This window comes from Parabacteroides sp. MSK.9.14 (genome assembly GCF_019041495.1).
Classification (GTDB): domain Bacteria; phylum Bacteroidota; class Bacteroidia; order Bacteroidales; family Tannerellaceae; genus Parabacteroides; species Parabacteroides merdae.
In genome coordinates this window covers 36,161-57,257 of the sequence record NZ_JAHPXO010000006.1, presented here as the reverse complement: position 1 = coordinate 57,257, position 21,097 = coordinate 36,161, and the positions used below count along the sequence as shown (strand labels likewise).

Below are 21,097 nucleotides of genomic sequence, written 5' to 3'. Positions count from 1 at the left end.
TTATTTTGAATCTAATACGGTTAACAGCCCTTTTGTTAATTTAGACAATTCCTCTTTTTGAATGATAAAGGGTGGCATCAGGTAAACCAACTTACCGAACGGGCGGACCCAGATGCCCTTTTCGATAAAACGTTTTTGTAAGACGGCCATATTTACCGGTTCTTTCATCTCGATCACACCGATGGCTCCCAACACACGTACTTCTTGTACGTCGGGGAAAGATGCGGCAGGAGCCAGCTCTTCCCGAAGCTGTGACTCTATGGCCTTCACCTTTTCCTGCCATCCGCTTTCCAACAGGAGCGAGACCGATGCCGATGCGATTGCACAGGCCAACGGGTTTCCCATGAAAGTGGGCCCGTGCATGAAACACCCTGCCTCACCACTACAAATCATATCGGCTACGGGTGTACTGGTGACGGTTGCCGACAGTGTCATGTAACCTCCCGTCAATGCCTTGCCGATGCACATGATGTCCGGTTCCACCCCGGCCCATTCCCAGGCGAAAAGTCGCCCGGTCCGTCCGAATCCCGTTGCGATTTCATCAAAGATCAGCAATACTTGATACCGGTCACACAGTTCACGTGCCGCTATCAGGAATGTGGGTGAATAGAAGTACATGCCACCTGCTCCTTGGACGACAGGCTCGAGGATCAGGGCTGCGATCTCTTCTGCATGCTTCTCTAACAAGTCTTTTAAAGGTTCAATCGCCTTTTCGTCCCATTTTTCCTCGAATCTGACGGAAGGCTGGGGTATAAAGTATTGTACAGGCAGGCTTCCGGAAAAGATCCCATGCATGCCGGTAACCGGATCGCAGACAGACATTGCGTGCCAGGTATCTCCATGATAGCCGCTTCGGATGGTCGCGAAAGCATATTTTTTTTGTTTCCCTTGTGACTGCCAATATTGGATGGCCATCTTCATGGCGACTTCTACTGCAACGGAACCGCTGTCGGCAAAGAATATCTTTTGCATAGAAGGAGGCAGCAACGGGAACAACTTGGCTGCCAGTTCTACAGCCGGTTCGTGGGTAAAGCCTCCGAACATGATGTGGCTCATCTTGTCCAGCTGTGCCTTGGCCGCAGCATTCAACACCGGATGATTATAACCATGCACGGCCGCCCACCATGATGACATGCCGTCGATCAGCTTTCGGCCGTCTTTCAGGGTGATCATAACCCCTTCTGCTCGTTCGACCGGATAGACCGGAAGCGGATCGATTGTCGATGTATACGGATGCCAGATGTGTTCCCGGTCAAAGTGTAGTAATTCTTCTGTCGTCATCTTTCCCAATCTGTATTTTCGGTTAATGAATATCCTTCGGAGGTGAAAAGAGCTTTGTCTTCCGTTACCCGGCTTCCGATCGTTGTCAGCAGGTCGCCGATGATCGCCGAATTGATACCTATATAAAGAGCCTTGCGCTGTATCTTTTCACTTAGTTGTGCCCGTCCGCCTGAGAAACGCAGGTAAGCATTCGGATTGATGAAACGAAACAAGGCGATCGTAGTCAGGAACTCTTCGTCCGTCAGAGGTTGTGCCTTTTCCAACGGTGTGCCGGGTATTGGTTGCAGGAGGTTCAGCGGGATAGAGAGAATCCTTTCCTTTTGAAGCAATAAAGCCATCTCGATACGTTGCTCTACCGTTTCACCCATCCCGATTATCCCACCTGAACAGATACGGAAACCTATTTCCCGTGCCGTCCGGATCGTTTCTAGTTTCTGTTCCGGCGTGTGGGTCGTACAAAGGGTGCGGAAGTAGGAGGGGGCTGTTTCTATATTGCAATGGTAATTTTCCGTTCCGCTGTCGTAAAGGGCTTGCAGTTGCTCACGGTTTAGGAGTCCCATCGAGGCGCAACATTTGATATCGCAGGTTCGCTTGATATGGCGTACGGTCTCTGTAATCTTTACCATATCTTTGTCCGAAACCTTCTTACCGCTGGTGACAAGTGCAAAACGTCTGATCCCTTGCTTATGGTTATGTCTCGCATGGCGGATACATTCTTCTGCCGGCAACAGCGGGTAAAGCGTCACGTTTGTTTTATAATGTCCGGACTGTGCACACCATTTACAGTCTTCGCTGCAATTTCCGCTTTTGGCATTGATGATGGAACAAGTGTCGAACTTGTTTCCCATGAAGTGACGGGTGATCTGATGAGCTGCTTCGTAGAGGGCTTCCTTATCCGGAACGGCAGCCAGTTCTTTTGCTTGTTCTTCGTTGATCATGCCACCGGAAAGAACGTGTTGTTTGAGTGTTTCAATCATGTATTTGGGTATTTGTATAAACGAAAATCGCGGAAGTCCTTCAGTTTATAACTGGGACCTTCCGCGATTTCGGAAATGTTATCTTTTATTATGTGTGCATACGATGCCGCAGGTCGGTTTGCGATCTGGACAGGACATAAGGCTTGCAGGAGCAGGGACAGGGTGATGTCTTTTGAACAGTCTGGATGAGATGTATTCTCCTTTTCTTCAGTCTCCCCATCGTTTACCTTGTCGAAAGTGAGCACGGACGTATGTACGGAACCGTTTTTTGCCTGGAACCGTTCAGATACGTTTGCCGACAACTGCCCGATCGTAACGGCATGTTGTATACTGATGAAAGCAGCATACCTCTTCCGGCTCCATCTTCTGAAGCGGAGAGCAACAGGTTTATATGTATACTGCTTCCTCATGGTTTATGCTACCTTTTCTAATTTTTTCATGACAGAGAAAATGAATACGGCAGAAACGAGACATACGCCGACCAATACACCCCATACGATCCACAGAGGCATATCTCCCCAAATCCACGCTGCTACGGCTGTCAAATAGTTTCCGATAGCTGTTGCAACGAACCAACCTCCCATCATCATACCTTTGTATTTGGGAGGAGCCACCTTCGAAACAAAGGAAATACCCATAGGCGAAAGTAATAACTCACCGAATGTAAGAACCAAATAAGTGGAAATTAACCAATTGGGTGAAACGAAAGAGGCAGTACCGGCTTGGATTGCTTCGGATTGTGCTTCGGGAGTCAATAGGCCGAATGATGAAAACATCATTAAGATGAATCCGCATGCTGCCACCAGCATGCCGAGACCGATTTTACGCGGTGCCGACGGTTCTTTGCCTTTTCTGGATAATGCCCCGAAAATAGCCATGGAAACAGGAGTTAAAGCAACCACAAAGAATGGGTTGAATTGCTGGAAAATAGGAGCATCTACGGGAACCGAACCATTGAGTGAACTATAGCGGTATCCTAAGAATGCAAATGCAAGTAGAATGACGATACCGGATATTGCTTTGCCTTTTCCTGTAGAAGACTGGAATAAGGAAAATAGACCATAGACGATAAAGATTATGGCAACCAGATTCCATACATCGAACATCATGCTTTCCAAGCCAGTTGAACTTTTGGCCGTGAACTCATCGGCAAAATAAGTCAGGGTAAGTCCGTTTTGGTGGAATGCCATCCAAAAAAAGATGACAACTGCAAACACTAAACACAGAGCTATGATACGGTCTTTTGTTTCTCTCGGAGAGAGTTCTTCCACTTTGGCCGTTTCCTTTCCTGCGCTTGTTTGTTTGATATTTCCTTCCACATGCTTGAATGTACGGCGAGAGGAATAATAGATAGCCATGGATATGATCAGAGAGACGCAGGCCACTCCGAAAGCAAAATGATAAGAGTCGTTTACACTAACCCCTAAATTTTGCTGGGCGTATTCCATGATCTTTACGGCTGCTGTAGGAGCAAACAATGCACCGATATTGATCGCCATATAGAAGATACTGAAGGCGGAATCGCGTTTGGATGCATATTCGGGAGAGTCGTATAAGTTACCGACCATTACTTGCAAGTTCCCTTTGAATAGTCCGGTTCCCGTACTGATTACCAACAAGGCGGAAAACATACAGGCCAAAGCCAATGTCCCACTGCCTAATGGCAATGCGAGCAGAACATATCCGGCAAACATGGCGATGATACCGATTGTCACCATCTTGCCATACCCGAATTTATCAGCTAAGATACCGCCGATGAATGGTAAAAAATAGACTAAAGCAAGGAATGTGGAGTAGATCGTACCTGCCATACCTGGCGATAGACCAAAGTTTGCTTTTAAGAAAAGTACAAAAATTGCGAGCATGGTGTAATAACCAAAACGCTCGCCGGTGTTCGCTAAGGCTAACGCATATAAACCTTTAGGCTGTCCTTCAAACATAGAATTAATTTGTTAGATGATTATTGAATGATTTGTTTTATTGCACCTGTTTCCGGATAGAAATAAACTTTTACCGGAGCTTTTTTATCTTCAAACATGATGGGGGCAAGTCCTTCCCGTGTACCGAACTGGGTAATTTGTGCTTCGCCTTTATAAAGTGTTTTTTTGTTCATGCTGATTTCGATGCTGGCTTTACCTGGTACATTATATATAATGCCCTTCAGTGATTTTTCTTTCTTTTCAGCCTCTTTCGGGTCTAAAACAGGAGCGCGGTCGATGGCTTTTAAGTTCATATACACAGGTGCTCCGCCCAAATCGTCGGCATCTACGATTCCCAATTGGGGGGAGAAGCGGAATAATACTTCTTTATCGAGATTGTCGAAAGGTACAATAGTCACTTCGTAGTCACTGACTTCCTTTGCCCGGATACCTGTGAACAAGTTGGTTAGCGCTTTTTCCTGCTCTTCCAGTTGTTGGATGACCAGCTTCATCGCTTCGCCATCGGGTGGCAGGTTATCGGCATCACCCGTAAGAATGTTCATGCGGCTCTCGCGGATACGGTAGATTTGTTTGGCTGCCACTTCTGCCTGCTTGGCTGTAGATCCTGCCATAAGCAACTCTTCTGACAAAACAGAGGCATCGGTTACTTTTGTCGGAGCCTGATTTTTCTTTCTTGCCGCTTCCAGTGCTGATTCATCGGGGGTATATTCGGCATTGATGGAACAAAGCAGTCCGTCTTCTGTCAAATAAGCATATGGGGCAACTGTTCCCGCTTTAAATTCAACGATGAATGTATTGTCTGCATCGGGTACACCTTTGTTGACCAAGCTGATCTTTCCTAATTCGTAATAGACCTTATCTTCTGTGATAGCGTCTTTTACTCCTAAATATTTTTCTGCGTATTTATAATAGGGACCTGCTTTGCAAGTTACTTTCGTAACTTCTGCATCTACAACCAGAGATGTTTTAGGAAGTGAATAAGTTATACCGAAATTATTTGCCTTGACGGCATTTTTCTTTACAACTTTAGTCTGAGCCATAATGGGTAAACTAAGGAGCAGACTGGCTATAATGATTAAATTCTTCATATTCTAATCTAAGTTTAATCTCTACTAAATGATTGTACAAAACTATGAAATATTTTGTTAGTAACCAACCGGAAAAGCCTCTTTTCCTCATTTATAGATCAGAGAAGAGATAAAGAACGGTCCCAAAGGCGGCGGAAAAGGAGATCGAGATATTAGGCTTGGTTAAATCACCGCCCGGGACTGTTCTTGTATATTAATTAAAATAAGATTTGTTTTAGTGATCGACAAAGGTAAATTTCTCTTCATTATTAAGCACATATTTTTGTTGACAAAAATGTGACAAGTTGTACTTCCTTAGAAATCAGATATGAATTTGTCGAACTTTTCTGTGTTTTGAGGCTCTCCTGTGAACTTTTTATATAATCTTCTGCGACATTGAGACACCCCTGAACTTGTGATATGCATAATGAAGGCAATCTTTTTTATGGGTAATTGCATCTTTACTAAATAACAAATATGTATTTCTTCTATGGAGATTTGTGGGTAAAGTTTTATAAGTCGATTGGTGAAATCTGGATATGTTGCATCAATCAATTGATGTAGTTCTTCCCATTCATTTGGACCAAGTTGTATGTCATTCTCCCTATGAATCCTAATATATAAAGATGAGTTATGAAAATCTTTATCCAACAAAAGAAATGTTCCCTGTTTTTCGAAAATTTGCCTGTTTTCCATTTCAAGCATTAATTTTCTCGCTTCATATAGTTGTTTTTCGACTTCACCCATTTCTTCTTGTTTAGATCGGAGCATTTCTGTTAATTGAGAAATTTGTTTTTCATTGTCTTCTATGTATTGTTGACTGCGTTTGTATTGCTCTTCTTTTAAATGGGCAAATCTCTTTTTTCTATTTTGTTCTTTTTTGAAAAATATGAAACTTAAAATGAAGATGATACTGAAAACGATAATCACTTGATATATCAAAATCATTCTTTGGGTTGCTTCTTTTTCGTATTTACTTTTTTTATTAACAATCCTTTGGTAGTTAAACATACTTTGTGTTAGACGCGTATTTTCAAAATGTAAACTATCTACTATGGAATTGCGTGTTTGTTCATATAGATTGGAATATTTGATGAGATCGTTGATGTTTTTTTCTTTCTGAGCTATTTGAGCCAAGTGGTACAAACTACCAGCACGTGTATGAATATTGGAACTCTTTACACAATGATTAAGATAAAATTTAGCAGAATCTAACTGGTTGGTGGCAATGTGCAGTTCTCCTTTTGACAAATATAAGGAATAGAGTGTTTTTTCATTACCGATTAAAGGCTTTGCTTTTTCTATGCATTGATATGCTTTTTTATAGTCTTTGAGACTGAGATATAGATTCCCTAAATCGGTAAGGATAGAGGCTCTGTTTTTTATTGCGGAGTATGAAATTGCACGTTTATAATATATTATTGAACTATCTGGCTTTTGTGTCAAGGAATATATACGTGCAATGTTTCTTAGGGCAAAAGCAGTTTTTACCGAATCGGGCTCTAACTCCAAATATGACAGGGCCTTTTTATACATGGGTAACGCCATGTCGTTGATATCCTGGTGAGCATATAAAGTACCTAAGTTGTTATAAATGTTAATCAGGAGAGTATAATCTTTTGAATCTTCGCCTATCTCCAAAGCCTTTAAGTAATATTCTTGTGCCTGTAGAGCATCTTGTAAATCGGAATTTACACGCCCTAAGTAGTTTAAGGCGCTGTCCGGTTGTTTTTCGATGGTTTTCTCCGCTTCAAGTAGTATTGGAGCCTTTGGGGTATTATTGCAAGCACCCATGGTCAGGAACAAAACGAGGGCAACAAGCGATGTAATATGTAGTAAAAACTTATTCATTTCTCTTCCCTTTAGTTATGGATTCGAATATACTTGTTTTCGGGAAAAAAATGATTTATTTCCAATAAAATGTTTTAATCATTTTATTTATTTACTTCGATTTATAAGAAAAAAGCCTATTTTTTTTGCTGGTACAGTAGTTGATTCGTGAACTCCATCCCTGCAAATCACTCGATTATTTTATGCAAAAAACGGCTATAAAATAGGTAAAACCGGGTAGTTTTTATTGTCAGATAAGGGACTTTAGTTGCCGGACATCCCCATGTTGCCATCCTTAACACCCGGATGTACCGGCTCTCTACACCCGGATGTTAAGGATGGCAACATGGGGGTGTTTATAGAATTATGTGCTTGTCTTTGCTAAAAAAAGAGATAGCTTTTGTGGAATGAAGAACCGTATTTTGCCAATTTAATACCTATTATATTCGTTTTTACATTTGTTTATTCGATTATTTTATATGCTTTTTAAAAAGTAAGAAGGCAATGTGTTGGTTTTCAATTGTATGACAAAAACGTCGTGTTTCAGACGTGATAGAGACGTGATAGAGGAAAACGTCCTGTATCACTGCCTCTGACGCTTGAATATGAATAGCTACAACCTTCGTAGTGATAGAGTGATAGAGGATTTTCAGGAAACTTCGTATGCCGATCACAATCTTCTTTGAAAACGGAGGGGGATACTTTGGGGGGGGGCAAAATGTACGTGCCCCCCTTATTGAGTTAAATTAATGGGATCTTTTTATTTTATCTGCTTGAACGCTTTTCCCAGCATATCCGTGATGTCACTGGCGATCATGCTTTCTTCTGAACGGTAGACGGCAGCCAGGTCACCGGCTGTCCCGTGAAGGAAAACACCTGAAACGGCTGCCGTTTCGGGCTCTAACCCCTGTGCGAGCAATGCTAAGATGATACCTGTCAAAACGTCACCACTGCCTGCCGTAGCCATACCCGGATTTCCACAATTGTTGAAATAAACGTTTCCGGTAGCCGTACAGATTGCTGTATAAGCCCCTTTCAAGACAACGCAAAGTTGATGATCGGTAGCGAAAGCTTGAGCCTTTTTCAACCGTTCGTATGAATTAGTGCTTTCACCCGCTATCCGGTCGAATTCTTTGGGATGCGGTGTCAGGATGCTGCGTGGAGGAATACGTTTCAATAAATCTTTATTGGCTGCAATCAGGTTCAACGCGTCGGCATCGATCACAAGTGGCTTTTCTACTACTTGGAGTAGCTGTTCCAGAGCTTTGACGGAATCCGGATGTTGTCCCAGACCAGGCCCGATCGCGATTGAGGAGTAGGCTTTGATACCGGAAACAGAGCTGAAATGATCTTGATGTTGATCCAGATCAACCATCGCTTCTGGAAAGGCAGTCTGCAAAATCTGCTCGCCACGTCCGGGGATGTGGACGGTCAGTAAGCCTGCTCCACTTCTAAGGCAGGCTTTAGCGGATAGGAGGGCTGCTCCCATCTTTCCGTGGCTTCCGGCGATCAGAAGCGCATGGCCGAATGTCCCTTTATGGGCAAAGCGGTTACGGGGTTGGAAAACAGCAGCAATATCTTCTTCCGTCACCAATGTGAATTGTGTCGGAGTGTTGGCAATTATTTCCGGGTGTAACAGGATGTCCAGTACTTTCCATTCACCGACAAATTCTGCATTTTCGGGAAGTAGAAACGCTAATTTCGGAAAACCGAATGTCAGCGTCAGATCGGCATGGATAATAGCGTCCGGATCGTTCTTGCGGTTGTCTTCTCCGAACAGGCCGGAAGGAATGTCGATCGCAACGACGGTCGCATCCGACTGGTTGATATATCTTACCATCGCGGCAAATCCTCCGGTTAAGGGGCGATTCAGGCCGGAACCGAACAAGCCGTCTATCACGACATCCCGTTCTTCCAGTTCGGGCGGGACAAAATCGTCCACGACTTCCGTGAATTCGATCTTTTCCATGTGAAGCAACCGTTGCTTGTTCAGCTCACAGTCATCAGAAAGACGCATGGTTGGATTGAACAGATAAGTTTCCACCCGGTAACCGGCATCCGTCAACATACGGGCGATTGCCAGCGCATCGGCTCCGTTGTTTCCTTGTCCGGCAAATACGATAATACGAGTTTGTTTGGAATAGCGGCGGCAAAATTCACTTGTAAATACGGTTGCCGCACGTTCTACCAAGTCGATAGAGCTGATCGGTTCGTTTTGAATGGTATATTTATCGAGCTCTCTGACTTTATCTGTTGAGAATATCTTTATCATAACTATCGGTTGTCTTTGTTTCTTTGTGCATACAAATGTAGGAATATTACTTTTCTTTTGAAAGAAAAGTTTTGCTTACTTTTGAGTCACTGGGATTTTGCTGTGCATGTAATTTGTTTTCATAAAAAAACACTCCCGATTATCTGTTAATAACATGATAATCAGAGAGTGTCTTCTTTTGAGCGGTAGGCGAGGCTCGAACTCGTGACCCTCAGCTTGGGAAGCTGATGCTCTACCAACTGAGCTACTACCGCGTTGGATGGTGCAAAAGTATACAAATCTTTTATTTTTTACTACCTTTGGCTCAAAAAAATTAGAATAATTTATAGGAATGGAAAAGCTAACGCTGATAAAGGTGGGAGGAAAGATTGTGGAAGAAGAGGAAACACTTCGCAATCTGTTGAATGATTTCTCGCAGGTAGAAGGATATAAAGTGCTGGTTCATGGGGGCGGACGTTCCGCTACGAAGCTGGCTGCACAATTGGGTATCGAGAGTAAGATGGTGGGCGGTCGCCGGATTACGGATGTTGACATGTTGAAGGTGGTTACAATGGTTTACGGGGGACTGGTCAATAAGAATATTGTCGCCGGCCTTCAGGCCTTAGGTATAAATGCGTTGGGGCTGACCGGAGCGGATATGAATCTGATGCGGTCGGACAAACGTCCGGTGGGAGAGGTGGACTACGGTTTTGTCGGTGATGTGAAAGAGGTGAATGCGGATCTGCTGGCATCCCTGATTCATCAAGGTATTGTTCCGGTATTGGCTCCCCTTACACACGACAAACAAGGACATATGTTGAATACCAATGCCGATACGATCGCAGGAGAAGCTGCAAAAGCTCTGGCAAAACATTTTGAAGTGACTTTGATGTTCTGCTTTGAAAAGAAAGGTGTCTTGAAAGATGAGAACGATGATGAAAGTGTGATTCCCGAAATAGACCGTACGGCTTTCGAGCAGTATGTGGAAGCGGGTGTGATTCAAGGGGGAATGATCCCTAAGCTCGAAAATTCGTTTCAGGCGATCGATGCCGGGGTTAAGCAGGTGATTATCACGCAGGCTTCGGATATTCATTTGGGGAAAGGTACACGTGTCTTTTAAAGTGTTACTAAATTTGTTGCTAATATTATGTTTTGCAACAAATTTGGGTTGTAAAATGATAATAAGTAAAATTGTTTCGTATATTTGTGGTGTAAATAGTTTAAGTGTATTTTTTAAGACGAACGTTGGGATACTGTACAGGTCTGTTTTTTGGTAACTAATTTGCGAAGGAATATATAACAATATACCTGTACAAAATAGAAGGGGGAGCTTGGGAGAGTTTCCCCTTTTCTGTTACCTTTGCTTCGTGTAATAAAAAGGCGATGGAAAATAGGAAAATAGTTGTGAATATTCGGAACGTCGTGACCCGTTTGCCGGAACTGCGTTTTGAAGAACCTCTCAATTGGATAATAGAAGAGGGACAACAATGGGGTGTTATCGGGCCGAACGGTGCGGGCAAAACATTGATTGCTGACGTCATGCAGCGTAAATTTGCATTGAAGGAAGGCGAAGTTGCTTTCGGATATGAGGGAAATGTCGGTACCCTGGTGAAAAGTATTGCGTTTAAAGATATTTACTCCTTGGCCGATTGCCGTAATTCTTATTATCAGCAACGCTGGCATTCGACTGAAACGGATGAGGTCCCAACAATAGAAGATATATTAAAAGAAGATGCGGGATCGGAAGATTATCATAAAGTGTTATCTTTGTTCGGCATAGAAGAGCTTTTGCCAAAGAAACTGATCTTCCTGTCCAGTGGTGAGTTGAGGAAGTTTTTGATTGTTCGTACGTTATTGAAGCATCCTCGTGTCTTGATATTGGATAATCCGTTTATCGGATTGGATGCTCCTTCGAGGGGTGTTCTGGTGGAGATGTTGCAGCAAATAACGAAGTTGAAATGTGTGCAGGTGGTTTTACTGCTTTCCAATCCGGACGATATACCTGAAATGATTACACATGTCTTACCGGTCAAGCAACGCAAATGTCTTCCTGTTTACAGCCGAGAGGAATTCCTGAAGCAAACGGATCTGATAGCCGATTTATTCCCATTCGAAGGAAAGGAAGATTCCGTTCGGAGCGGGGCGTTTTCACTTCCGGTCGGGGAACAGAAAGAACCTTCCGCTCATCTCGTTACTTTCAGGATGGAACATGTTTCGATCAAGTATGGTAACCGTACGATTCTGAAAGATCTGGATTGGGAAGTGAGAAACGGGGAGAAATGGGCGTTGTTCGGTCCGAACGGGGCTGGCAAATCGACTTTGTTGAGTTTGATTTATGCCGATAATCCGCAGTCGTATGCCAATACGCTTTATCTTTTTGATCGTAAACGTGGTTCGGGGGAAAGTATCTGGGATATAAAGAAGCGTATCGGATACGTTTCTCCGGAAATGCATCTTTTCTATATGGAGAATGTGCCGGTATTGAATATCGTCAGTTCCGGATTTTTTGACTCGATCGGGTTGTTCAGGAAATGCACGGAGAGGCAGCAACAGGTAGCTTTGGCCTGGATGCGTGTATTCGGTATTGAAGAGTTGAAAGACCGTTCTTTTCTTACACTTTCTTCCGGTGAACAGAGGTTGGCGCTTTTAGCGCGTGCGTTTGTCAAAGATCCGGACCTGATTATCTTGGATGAACCGTTGCACGGATTGGATGTGAGCAATAAAAAGAAGGCGGCTGCCATTATCGAGCAGTTCTGTTCGCGTCCGGGAAAGACGTTGATTTATGTCACGCACTATCCGCATGAATTGCCAGCTTGTGTGGATAAACGTTTTGAATTGGTTAAACACGCTTAAGGATTTGTCAGATGAAATACAAACTTGTTGCCTTTTGGTTGATCGTTTTCGGAGCTTTGTTTGCTTTTTTGCAAATGTGTTTCGAGTATCATTTTTACTATATAGAACAGAGTCAGCTGTTTTTGTTTTCCGAGGCGTATATAAGGAATAAACTGCTTCTTCCGGGTGGCTTTTCCATGTTGGTGGCGGAATTCCTGGTGCAGTTTTTTATCCGTCCCTATGTTGGGGCGTTGGTTACTGCGGCCTTATTGACAGGTGTCGGGGTTTGTACGGCTGGTATTGTGAAACGGATCGCGCCTGTTTCGGGGCTTTTTATCCTTTATGTGCTACCGATGTTGGCTTTGCTGTTCATGCATTTCGACTTCAATTACAGGGTACAGGGCACTGTTTGCTACCTGATGATGATGGCTTTGCTCTGTGGGTATATGAGGATACGGAATGATCTTTTCCGTTTGGTGGCAGGTTGTGTGTTGGTTCCGGTCTTGTTTTGGTTGGCAGGATCGATTGCCGTCTTGTTTGCCGGAATGGTTTGCCTGTTCGAAGGGTTGCGTAAGACGCCTAAATGGTATATCTCGTTGATCGGGGTTGCAGAGGTTTTGCTATTGGGTGTTGGAACGGTTTATTTCTCTTTGATGGGTGAATACCGATGGGTTTTTGGTCCGGATCTGTATTACCATTATACGCTCCATCCAAAAGAAATCATTTATTATTCTTGGATTTGTCTGCCTCTGGTCTTTCTTGTCGCTTTCTTTATCCGGAATAAAAATAGCTTGTCCGGAAAGAAATGGCGGGCGGGGATCAGTTGTATTGCTCAATTGGCTATGATTGCTGCCGTTCTGTGGTGGGGAATGCCCAAATATAGCGATGCAAAGACACTGAAGTTGAAAAAACTGGATTATTTTGCCCGTACGGAACAATGGGACAAGACGATAGAAGAATGTAAAGGGAAACTGACAAATTTCTTATATATGTGCCATCTGAATATGGCATTGGCCAATAAGGGAGAACTTTCGGATAAAATGTTCAACTTCGACCAACGGGGACCTCAAGGGTTGCTTGTACAATGGAATAAATCGGAAAATATCTCTTGCATGCTCAGTGATATCTATTTTACGATGGGAGCAACCGCTTCATCGCAGGAAATGGCTTTTGAGGGGTATGTGAGTGCTATGGAGGATGGTAATCTTCGTATGTTGAAGAGACTGGTGCAGACAAATCTGATTTACGGTACGTATCCCGTAGCTGAAAAATATATCTCAATACTTGAGAAAACATATGCATACCGGGATTGGGCCCAATCACAGCGCAAATACCTTTATAATGACGAAGTTGTCGAAAGCGATCCCATATTAGGAACCCGTAGGCGGATGTTGCCGGATCGGAATTCATTGGCAATGATAAAGGGGTTGGCAGGAGATCTGGCGCTTTTCTTGGAAAAAGGACCTGCCAACTCTGCTGCTTTGCAGTATTTGGGTGCAATGTATTTATTGGCTAAGGATCTGGAAGGATTTAAAGCGCTGGTGGAAAAATATTACGGGACAGAGTTTTTGCCCGTATTGCCCGTGCATTTTCAGGAAGCCGTTATTGTGATGTCTGAAAAAGAACCGGATTACTGGAAACGTTTCAATGTCTCCGAAACAATTGTTGCCCGCTTCACCGACTATAAAAAGCAGGTGCTTGCGAACCGCAATAACAGTGCTATTGCCGGGCTGTTGAACCGGTCGTACGGAAATACCTACTGGTTTTACTTTATGTTTAAATGATGCGTAAGAAAATGGAAAGAAAGAATGTATATATATGTATGCTGGCGGCTTTGTTGTCTTGTTCCGACTCGGTGAAAGTGAGCCGTACATTAGACGCGATGCCTGCCATTTTTCCGGATTATAACGGTGTGGTTATTCCTCCTAATATGGCTCCTTTGAATTTTGCTTTGGATGATCAGGATGCCGGATCGCGTGCTGTTTTTTCTTTTGGTGGGCAACAATTCGAGGTGAAAGGAGAAAAGGGTAGCATTGTGATTCCTCCTTCCAAATGGAAGAATTTGCTGGAATCGGCTGCCGGTGACTCCATACAGGTAACGGTCCAAGTGAAACAAGGCAATGAATGGGTGGCCTATTCTCCTTTTACTATCCGGGTTGCTCCAGAAAAGGTAGACTCTTATTTGGCTTATCGTCTGATCGATCCGGGATATGAGTTGTGGAACAAGATGGGAATCTATCAAAGGGATTTGGAGAGTTATACGCAAATTCCTATTATTGAAAATAAGATGAGTGGAAACAACTGTGTGAATTGCCATTCGTTTTGCATGCAGGATCCGAATAAGATGCTATTTCATATGCGCGAGACTTTTCCGGGGACGATCCTGGTCGATGGCGATAAGATTGAAAAGCTGAATACCAAGACGAAGGAAACGATTTCTCCTTTGGTTTACCCTTCCTGGCATCCTTCGGGCAAATATGTGGCTTTCTCTGTGAATACAACCAAGCAGGCATTTCATCTGAATGACAGGAATAGGGTGGAAGTATATGACGAGGCTTCCGATGTAGTGGTGTACGATGTGGAAAAACACGAGATCGTGACGGCTTCAAATATCTTTTCGAAAGATGCTTTTGAAACATTTCCGACTTTCTCTCCCGACGGAAAGACACTCTATTTCTGTACAGCAGAGGCTCGACCTATTCCGCAGGAGTACTCGGAAGTCAAATATAATTTATGTTCCGTCTCTTTTGATCCGGTGACACGTGCTTTCGGGGCGCAGGTCGATACGCTTTACAATGCGAAGAGCGGTGGGATGAGTGCTTCTTTTCCGCGCGTTTCGCCTGACGGACGTTACCTTTTGTATACATTATCCGGTTATGGAAACTTTTCGATCTGGCATAAAGATGCTGATTTATATATGGCGGACCTTCAGACAGGCACGAGCCGTCCGTTGGTGGAAGTGAATAGCGACGATGTGGAAAGCTATCATTCCTGGAGTAGCAACAGTCGTTGGTTCGTATTCAGTAGCAGGAGGATAGACGGTTTATATACACGCCCATATATTGCTTATGTCGATGAAGACGGCAAAGTTGGCAAGCCCTTCCTGTTGCCTCAGAAAGATGCCGGTTTCTATCAGTCCTTTATGAAATCTTTCAATATCCCGGAATTTATAACCGGAAAGGTAAAAGTACGAGGCCGGGTCTTGGCTATTAAGGCAAAAGAGGATAAGGGGACGGATGTCAGGCTTGCTCAGCAATAAGGTTGGATAGAAAGAAAAGAAATGGTGGTGTATCAAAAGAGCTGTAATCCTTTTTTGATACATCACTATAATAATAGGCAATTTCTTTTTATGGAAGCGTAATAAGAATAGAACCACCTTCTCCTGTGTAATCAAAACCTCCTTGCAAAGCTTCTATGTAATAGTAAGGAGCTAATTGGAAAGTCTTGTCATCTAGCTGTTTATTATTTGCCAAACTGATTCCTGCAAAATCACTTGGGTGGTGGGCATAAATTGCATTTGAGGCACTTCCGTCATAATTGATTCCGATAAAGAATTTATTATAATAAATAATGCCATCCTTAATCCAAAATTCGATATAATCGCATGAAGTTGAGGCTACAGCGTTTCCCCATCCGCCATCATCATTTTTCAAACCTTGTTCATATGGTTTCATTACACGATAACGGTCAAAGCCATCCGCTTTTTGAATTTCTACATTGTAAGGCTTTTCTGTAAAAGCCAAAACGTCAGCAAATGTACCTGTTCCCAAAGATACCCAGTTATAGTCTTTATTAACCGTAACTGAAACTGTGTTACTGCCACTTACAGGTTCATTTGTATTATCCAATGTTAGTGTGATATTCAATTCTTTGCCAATTTCCAAAGGAGATACGTTGACTGTGACTTTTGTCATATTTTCACCAGCAGCAAAAGTATAATCGGAAACAGTACAACCGGCTAAGGGGACTTCATCGACCGTAGCAGTCAATACAATGGTCCCACTTGATTCGCTGTCGGCATTTGCACGTACTAGATCTACTGTAAAGGTCGGATCAGCAGGTGAAACCGTGATATTAGCTAAAGAAGCATTTACAAAAACAGCTCTATTTGCTGCATCTGTATTATATAGAGCACATTCTTGTTCATTATCACAGGCTGCAAAGCCCAAGATAATTGATAGAAGAGTGGTTAATGTTGATAATTTTGAAATATATTTCATCGCTTTTATCTTTTAATCAATGAATAAATTTATTTAGTATCACCGACCGGATTTTGGTCTTTGGTCTGGTCCAGACTGGAATTTCCATCAAATTCAGTTTGAGGAATTGTCAATACCCACATATAGCTTTCCGGGTCATTTGCATTGCGATTAACAAGCAAAGCGTCAGTCGGCCAACCCATTTCTGCAGTTCGTTTGAATCCCTGTTTCAAACGACGAATGTCGTAGATACGACCAAATTCGCCCCAAAGTTCGATACGACGCTGTATAATGATTTCTTCCAATAATGAACCTGTATAATCAGAAGTCAATTTTCCCATAGATGTACCGGACTTTTGAGCACAGCTGTAAGACGCGTCACGCTTACTCATCAAATCCATTAAGTATTCGCGTGCACCAGCATCATTTCCTAAACGACATTCTGCTTCAGCAGCAATCAGGTACATTTCTTCTATACGCATCCAAACATAATCTCCCATCCAAGTTTGGATATCGGAAAACTTAAATTTTTCCTGCTGATAACCACCATCTTTATTGTTGGCATCTTTCGGGTTCCACCAGACCAACCGTTCGTCTTCCGTTCCCATTTTTCCATACAAATCTTTGTTGATCTGTTTGCGGGCTTTTGCTCCGTATTTATCGGCATCTGCATCCATGTGTGTGAACAAACCTGCATACATACCGCTTTGGTCAGATATGATTTCTGCCCCCCACATAACATTTGGTGCGCTTACGCTGTTCAAACCTTTAAATTCTGAAACTTTTGCAATCGTGCATTTGCTTACAGCAATAGCTTCTTCCGATGATTTTTTAGCGGTAGCCCAGTCTTCCATCACTAATGCGATACGAGCCTGCAAGCCTAATGCTGTGGCATAGTCGATATGTGAAATGTGTTTGCGGGTTGTACCGTTTAACCGTTCGACAGCTTTATTGATGTCATTCATAATCTGAGCATATGTCTCTTGCACTGTAGAACGTGGTTTTCCTTCTGTACCGGCGACTGTCGGCTCGACATATATAGGGCAACAAGGTTCACCCTCATGTCCTTTATAGGTCCGGGCAAAACTTTGCGCTAACATGAAATAGGAGTAAGCCCGTATTGCATAGGCCTGCCCCATGATATAGTTGACTTCCGTTTCTGTCCCTGCCATAGTTTCCTCTGCATCAAGTATATAATTAGCATTGGAAATCCAAGTATAATAGCAATTCCATAAATCATATGAGCGCCAAGTAGTAGCAGTATATCTGCTTTTTACGTTATATAAGCAATCATACCAGAACCAGCCGCTGCCCATTGCAGCCATGATCATATCTTCTCCCATCACATCGGCCATCAGATTGTAAGCACTGATACCGAAGCATTGGTGTGTATTATCTGTTGGAGACCATGCTGAATACATGGAACGGTAAAGACCGTTCAGTGGAACTAAAGCCGCATTGGCATTTGCTAATAGTCCGCTTCCGGACATTGAATCAGTCGGATTGGTATCAAGAGAACTTTCCAAGCATGACGATAGAGTCGTACAAGCCACCAGACCGACAATCATATATTTGAATATCTTTTTCATCTTGTATCTTATAAAATAATGATTTAACATTAGAAGTTAATTTCTACACCAAAAGAGTATGTTTTGTTTGGTGTATACGAATAATCGGTTTCACCCTTAAAATTGTATTGAGGGTCCATACCTTTCAAATGAGAAAATAACGCCAGGTTATCAATGGAACCGAATACACGGACATTTCCCAGTTTTGCTTTTCTCATCCAGTCTTTAGGCAAGGAATAGCCTAATGTGATATTTTTGATTGCAAAATAAGATGCATTGATTAAGAAACGATCTGTCGTTGTATAAGCACCGTTGATTTCCACACGAGGCACATCTGTAATATCGCCTGGTTTCTGCCAACGGCGTAGCTGATGTTTATTCCAGGTGTTCGTCGCATATTGGGCGTTCATGGAACCTGTATACAGACTGTCATATATTTTACCGCCAATCGAATAGGAGGTTAGGACTGACAAATCGAAGCCTTTGTAAGAAAAGTCTGTTCCAATACTTCCGTAAAGATCCGGAATACGGTTGCCTTGATAATATTTACTGGTTGATGCTTTTGAATAGTCATCGCTGATACGTTCGTTGATGATGTTTCCATTTTCATCCTTGTCGTATACCCAATAGAGTTGAGCGCCTGTAGCTGGATCTACTCCTGCTGATTTAGCCATATAGAACGTATTGATAGGCATGCCCTCTTTGATACTGTAAACTCCCTTGATGATTTCGGGTGCTGTATTAGTCAGCTTCAAGACTTTATTTTTTACAGTTGATCCCATCCAACTTATGTTCCAGACGAAATCATCCGTTCTGATAGCGGTACCTCTTATTTCAAATTCGAAACCCGAGTTTCTCATGTCTCCGACATTGGCATTGTAGCCATTGAATCCGGTAGAAGTTGCCATCGGGTAACTTAACAACATATCGACAGTCTTACGATTGTAATATTCGGCATTGATGGATAGACGGCTTCCAAGGAAGGTCGCTTCGACACCGACATTCAAGTTTCCATTCTTTTCCCAAGACACTACCTGATTTTCCAATGAAGAAACCATACCTCCGATCTGGTTCGAATTCGGCCAATCTAAATCATACAAGCTTTGCCATAAGTAATAATTGCTTGTCTTATCTGAATTCAGGATATTATCATTACCTTGTTGTCCATAGCTTAATTTCAAAGACAGATTATCAATCCATTTAACATCTTCCATGAACGCTTCTTTGGAAATGCGCCAGTTACCACCGATAGACCAGAATGTTCCCCAACGATGATCTTTATGAAAACGAGAAGATCCATCGGTACGCAAAGATGCAGAGAAATAATACTTTTCATCATAATTATAGTTGAAACGTCCTAACCACGATTCGATACGATATTTGTCCGTATAAGAATCGGCTGCATACAAAGTCGTTCCCGGACGCAGTTCAAGGATACCGTCTACCAGGTTTGTTTTTCCAGCCTTCAAATATTCGTAGCTGTAAGCATAAAATTCATGTCCAGCCAAAACATCAAAAGAATGTAATCCGAAAGAACGGTTCCATGACAACAGTTGGTTGAAAGTATAACTTTGCATGCGTGTGTTATATTTGGTCAATAAACCACCTGCTGTAGCCTGGTTTCCATGATACATATTCATATAGCTCATTCGTGATTGGTTGCGGTAATCAAGACCGAAATTCACATTCAGTTTAATTCCCTTGAAAACACCGAAATTATCTTTATCTGAACCAAAAGTCACTCCAGTGCGAAGGCTTGCCACATCATTCTTTTTATTTGATTTGTCGTCAGTCAAACCGCCGACTGGATTGTAATCCGTATAGCTTCCCGGACGTCCGTTTTCTCCATAATCCAATTGAGGTTTTCCATCTTCACCCAATACATTCTTTCCATCCAATCCCTTCACATAGACGGGAAATAACGGTGAAACGAACTGTGCTGAATACCATACATTTGATGTGGAAGATCCGTCATAGTCACTGTAATCCTGCACTGAATTAGACAAGGAGGCATTCATGTTGGCCTTAAACCAATCTGTAATATTAGAATTAACGTTTACACGAGCATTATAACGCTGAAAGCCTGTATTGATAAGAATGCCATCTTCATTCAGATAACCGAGAGAAAACATATATTTTGTTTTTTCAGAACCGCCGTTTACAGATAATTGGTGTTCTTGCCTGAATGCATTATCTCGTTGAACTGCATCCATCCATCGTTCATTCCAGGCTGAAACAGCATCAGCTTGTACCATTCCTGTTTCAGGATTGATCAAATTGTCCCATGTGTAATTCTTAAACGGGTTGTATAGTTCACCACCTAAATTGGCACTTAAACCGGCTCTTGCCATCTGTTGTGCTTGTTCCCATGAATAACCAGAGTTGAATACGTAACCATTACGAAGAGCTTCATAAGTTAATTGCACAAATTCTTTCTGATCGACCATATCATACGGTTGGATAGCACGTGATGCCCATCCTACAGTTGAACGCCATGTTACTTGAGCTTTTCCTTCTTTACCCTGTTTAGTTGTGATCATAACGACACCGTTCGCACCACGCGCACCATACAAAGCACCAGCAGAAGCGTCCTTCAATACAGTCATAGACTCGATATCAGACGGATTGATGGAACTTAAAGAACCATCGAAAGGAATACCATCGACAACATACAAAGGATCTTGTGATGCATTAATTGAACCATAACCACGGATTACAATGGAAGCATCTTCGCCAGGCTGTCCGGATCCTGAAGTTGTCAACAATCCTGTTGCCTGTCCTTCTAACCCTTTTGTTAAGTTTGTAATAGGACGGAGTTCTAATTTTTCATTACTGATCGTAGAGGCCGATCCCGTAAAAGAACTTTTTTTAGCGGTACCGTAAGCGACAACCATTACTTCGTCAAGCATCTGATTGTCCCCCTCCAATACTACATTTACTTTTGGCTTGATTCCAACTTCCTGAGACTTCATCCCCACGAAGGAAATAACCAGAGTCTTTGCAGAACTTAGTTGATGGTTATATTATTGATTATCAAAGTATTATTTGGTTTATCTTTTTAAATCATCATTCTCCTATAAAAGATAACATTCTAAATATATAGCAAACTGATTTATTTGATTAACAATGTGTTAAAATGTTTAGTGAAAGTA

General features: G+C 42.6%; 13 protein-coding genes, 1 tRNA gene and 1 pseudogene. 4 read left to right on the top strand and 11 right to left on the bottom strand.

Features of this window, described 5'->3' with window-relative positions; genetic code table 11:
* The 8 genes from bioA to KTG12_RS04900 form a co-directional block, all read right to left on the bottom strand.
* A complete protein-coding gene (bioA, locus tag KTG12_RS04935; protein ID WP_155144102.1) occupies positions 1-1,281 on the bottom strand; it encodes an adenosylmethionine--8-amino-7-oxononanoate transaminase in 1,281 nt (426 codons plus the stop codon).
* Positions 1,278-2,258, bottom strand: coding sequence for a biotin synthase BioB (bioB, locus tag KTG12_RS04930; RefSeq protein ID WP_155144104.1), 981 nt, complete (start codon positions 2,256-2,258; stop codon positions 1,278-1,280). Before bioB ends, bioA begins: the two co-directional genes overlap by 4 nt.
* Positions 2,255-2,668: a hypothetical protein gene (locus KTG12_RS04925; RefSeq protein WP_155144106.1), complete on the bottom strand. Its 414-nt coding sequence runs from the start codon at positions 2,666-2,668 to the stop codon at positions 2,255-2,257. Before KTG12_RS04925 ends, bioB begins: the two co-directional genes overlap by 4 nt.
* Positions 2,669-2,671: 3 nt before the next feature.
* The gene (locus tag KTG12_RS04920) at positions 2,672-4,198 is read right to left on the bottom strand and encodes a peptide MFS transporter (RefSeq protein ID WP_138272922.1); all 1,527 of its coding nucleotides are present in this window, start codon (positions 4,196-4,198) and stop codon (positions 2,672-2,674) included.
* Between the two features lie 20 nt (positions 4,199-4,218).
* On the bottom strand, positions 4,219-5,286 hold the full coding sequence (locus KTG12_RS04915) for a DUF4831 family protein (protein WP_005641351.1): 1,068 nt from the start codon (positions 5,284-5,286) through the stop codon (positions 4,219-4,221).
* Positions 5,287-5,580: 294 nt separating this feature from the next.
* Positions 5,581-7,116: a tetratricopeptide repeat protein gene (locus tag KTG12_RS04910; RefSeq protein WP_149936190.1), complete on the bottom strand. Its 1,536-nt coding sequence runs from the start codon at positions 7,114-7,116 to the stop codon at positions 5,581-5,583.
* A 739-nt stretch (positions 7,117-7,855) separates the two neighbouring features.
* Complete coding sequence (locus tag KTG12_RS04905; protein ID WP_122131927.1) at positions 7,856-9,367, bottom strand: NAD(P)H-hydrate dehydratase; 1,512 nt, start codon at positions 9,365-9,367, stop codon at positions 7,856-7,858.
* 181 nt (positions 9,368-9,548) lie between these two features.
* Positions 9,549-9,621, bottom strand: a tRNA-Gly gene (locus tag KTG12_RS04900).
* Between the two features lie 77 nt (positions 9,622-9,698).
* On the opposite strand from KTG12_RS04900, the gene argB reads away from it, so the two are divergent.
* The 4 genes from argB to KTG12_RS04880 all read left to right on the top strand — a co-directional run bounded on the left by argB (position 9,699) and on the right by KTG12_RS04880 (position 15,437).
* Positions 9,699-10,466 carry an acetylglutamate kinase gene (argB, locus tag KTG12_RS04895; RefSeq protein WP_005641341.1) on the top strand — a complete coding sequence of 256 codons (768 nt, stop codon included), beginning with the start codon at positions 9,699-9,701 and terminating at the stop codon, positions 10,464-10,466.
* A gap of 263 nt (positions 10,467-10,729) precedes the next feature.
* Positions 10,730-12,199, top strand: a complete 1,470-nt coding sequence (locus tag KTG12_RS04890) for an ATP-binding cassette domain-containing protein (protein WP_138272924.1) — start codon at positions 10,730-10,732, stop codon at positions 12,197-12,199.
* A gap of 11 nt (positions 12,200-12,210) precedes the next feature.
* The gene (locus KTG12_RS04885; RefSeq protein WP_155144108.1) at positions 12,211-13,962 is read left to right on the top strand and encodes a DUF6057 family protein; all 1,752 of its coding nucleotides are present in this window, start codon (positions 12,211-12,213) and stop codon (positions 13,960-13,962) included.
* An 11-nt stretch (positions 13,963-13,973) separates the two neighbouring features.
* Entirely contained in the window at positions 13,974-15,437 is a 1,464-nt protein-coding gene (locus KTG12_RS04880) for a PD40 domain-containing protein (protein ID WP_005651162.1), read from the top strand.
* Positions 15,438-15,525: 88 nt separating this feature from the next.
* On the opposite strand, the gene KTG12_RS04875 is transcribed toward KTG12_RS04880, so the two are convergent.
* The 3 genes and pseudogenes from KTG12_RS04875 to KTG12_RS04865 form a co-directional block, all read right to left on the bottom strand.
* Entirely contained in the window at positions 15,526-16,398 is an 873-nt protein-coding gene (locus tag KTG12_RS04875; RefSeq protein WP_005641333.1) for a hypothetical protein, read from the bottom strand.
* 29 nt (positions 16,399-16,427) lie between these two features.
* Positions 16,428-17,966 (bottom strand): RagB/SusD family nutrient uptake outer membrane protein, encoded by a 1,539-nt coding sequence (locus tag KTG12_RS04870; RefSeq protein WP_005651166.1) that lies wholly within the window; start codon positions 17,964-17,966, stop codon positions 16,428-16,430.
* 29 nt (positions 17,967-17,995) lie between these two features.
* Positions 17,996-20,953: pseudogene (locus KTG12_RS04865) on the bottom strand (SusC/RagA family TonB-linked outer membrane protein); the annotation flags it as partial.
* Between the last annotated feature and the right edge of the window lie 144 nt (positions 20,954-21,097).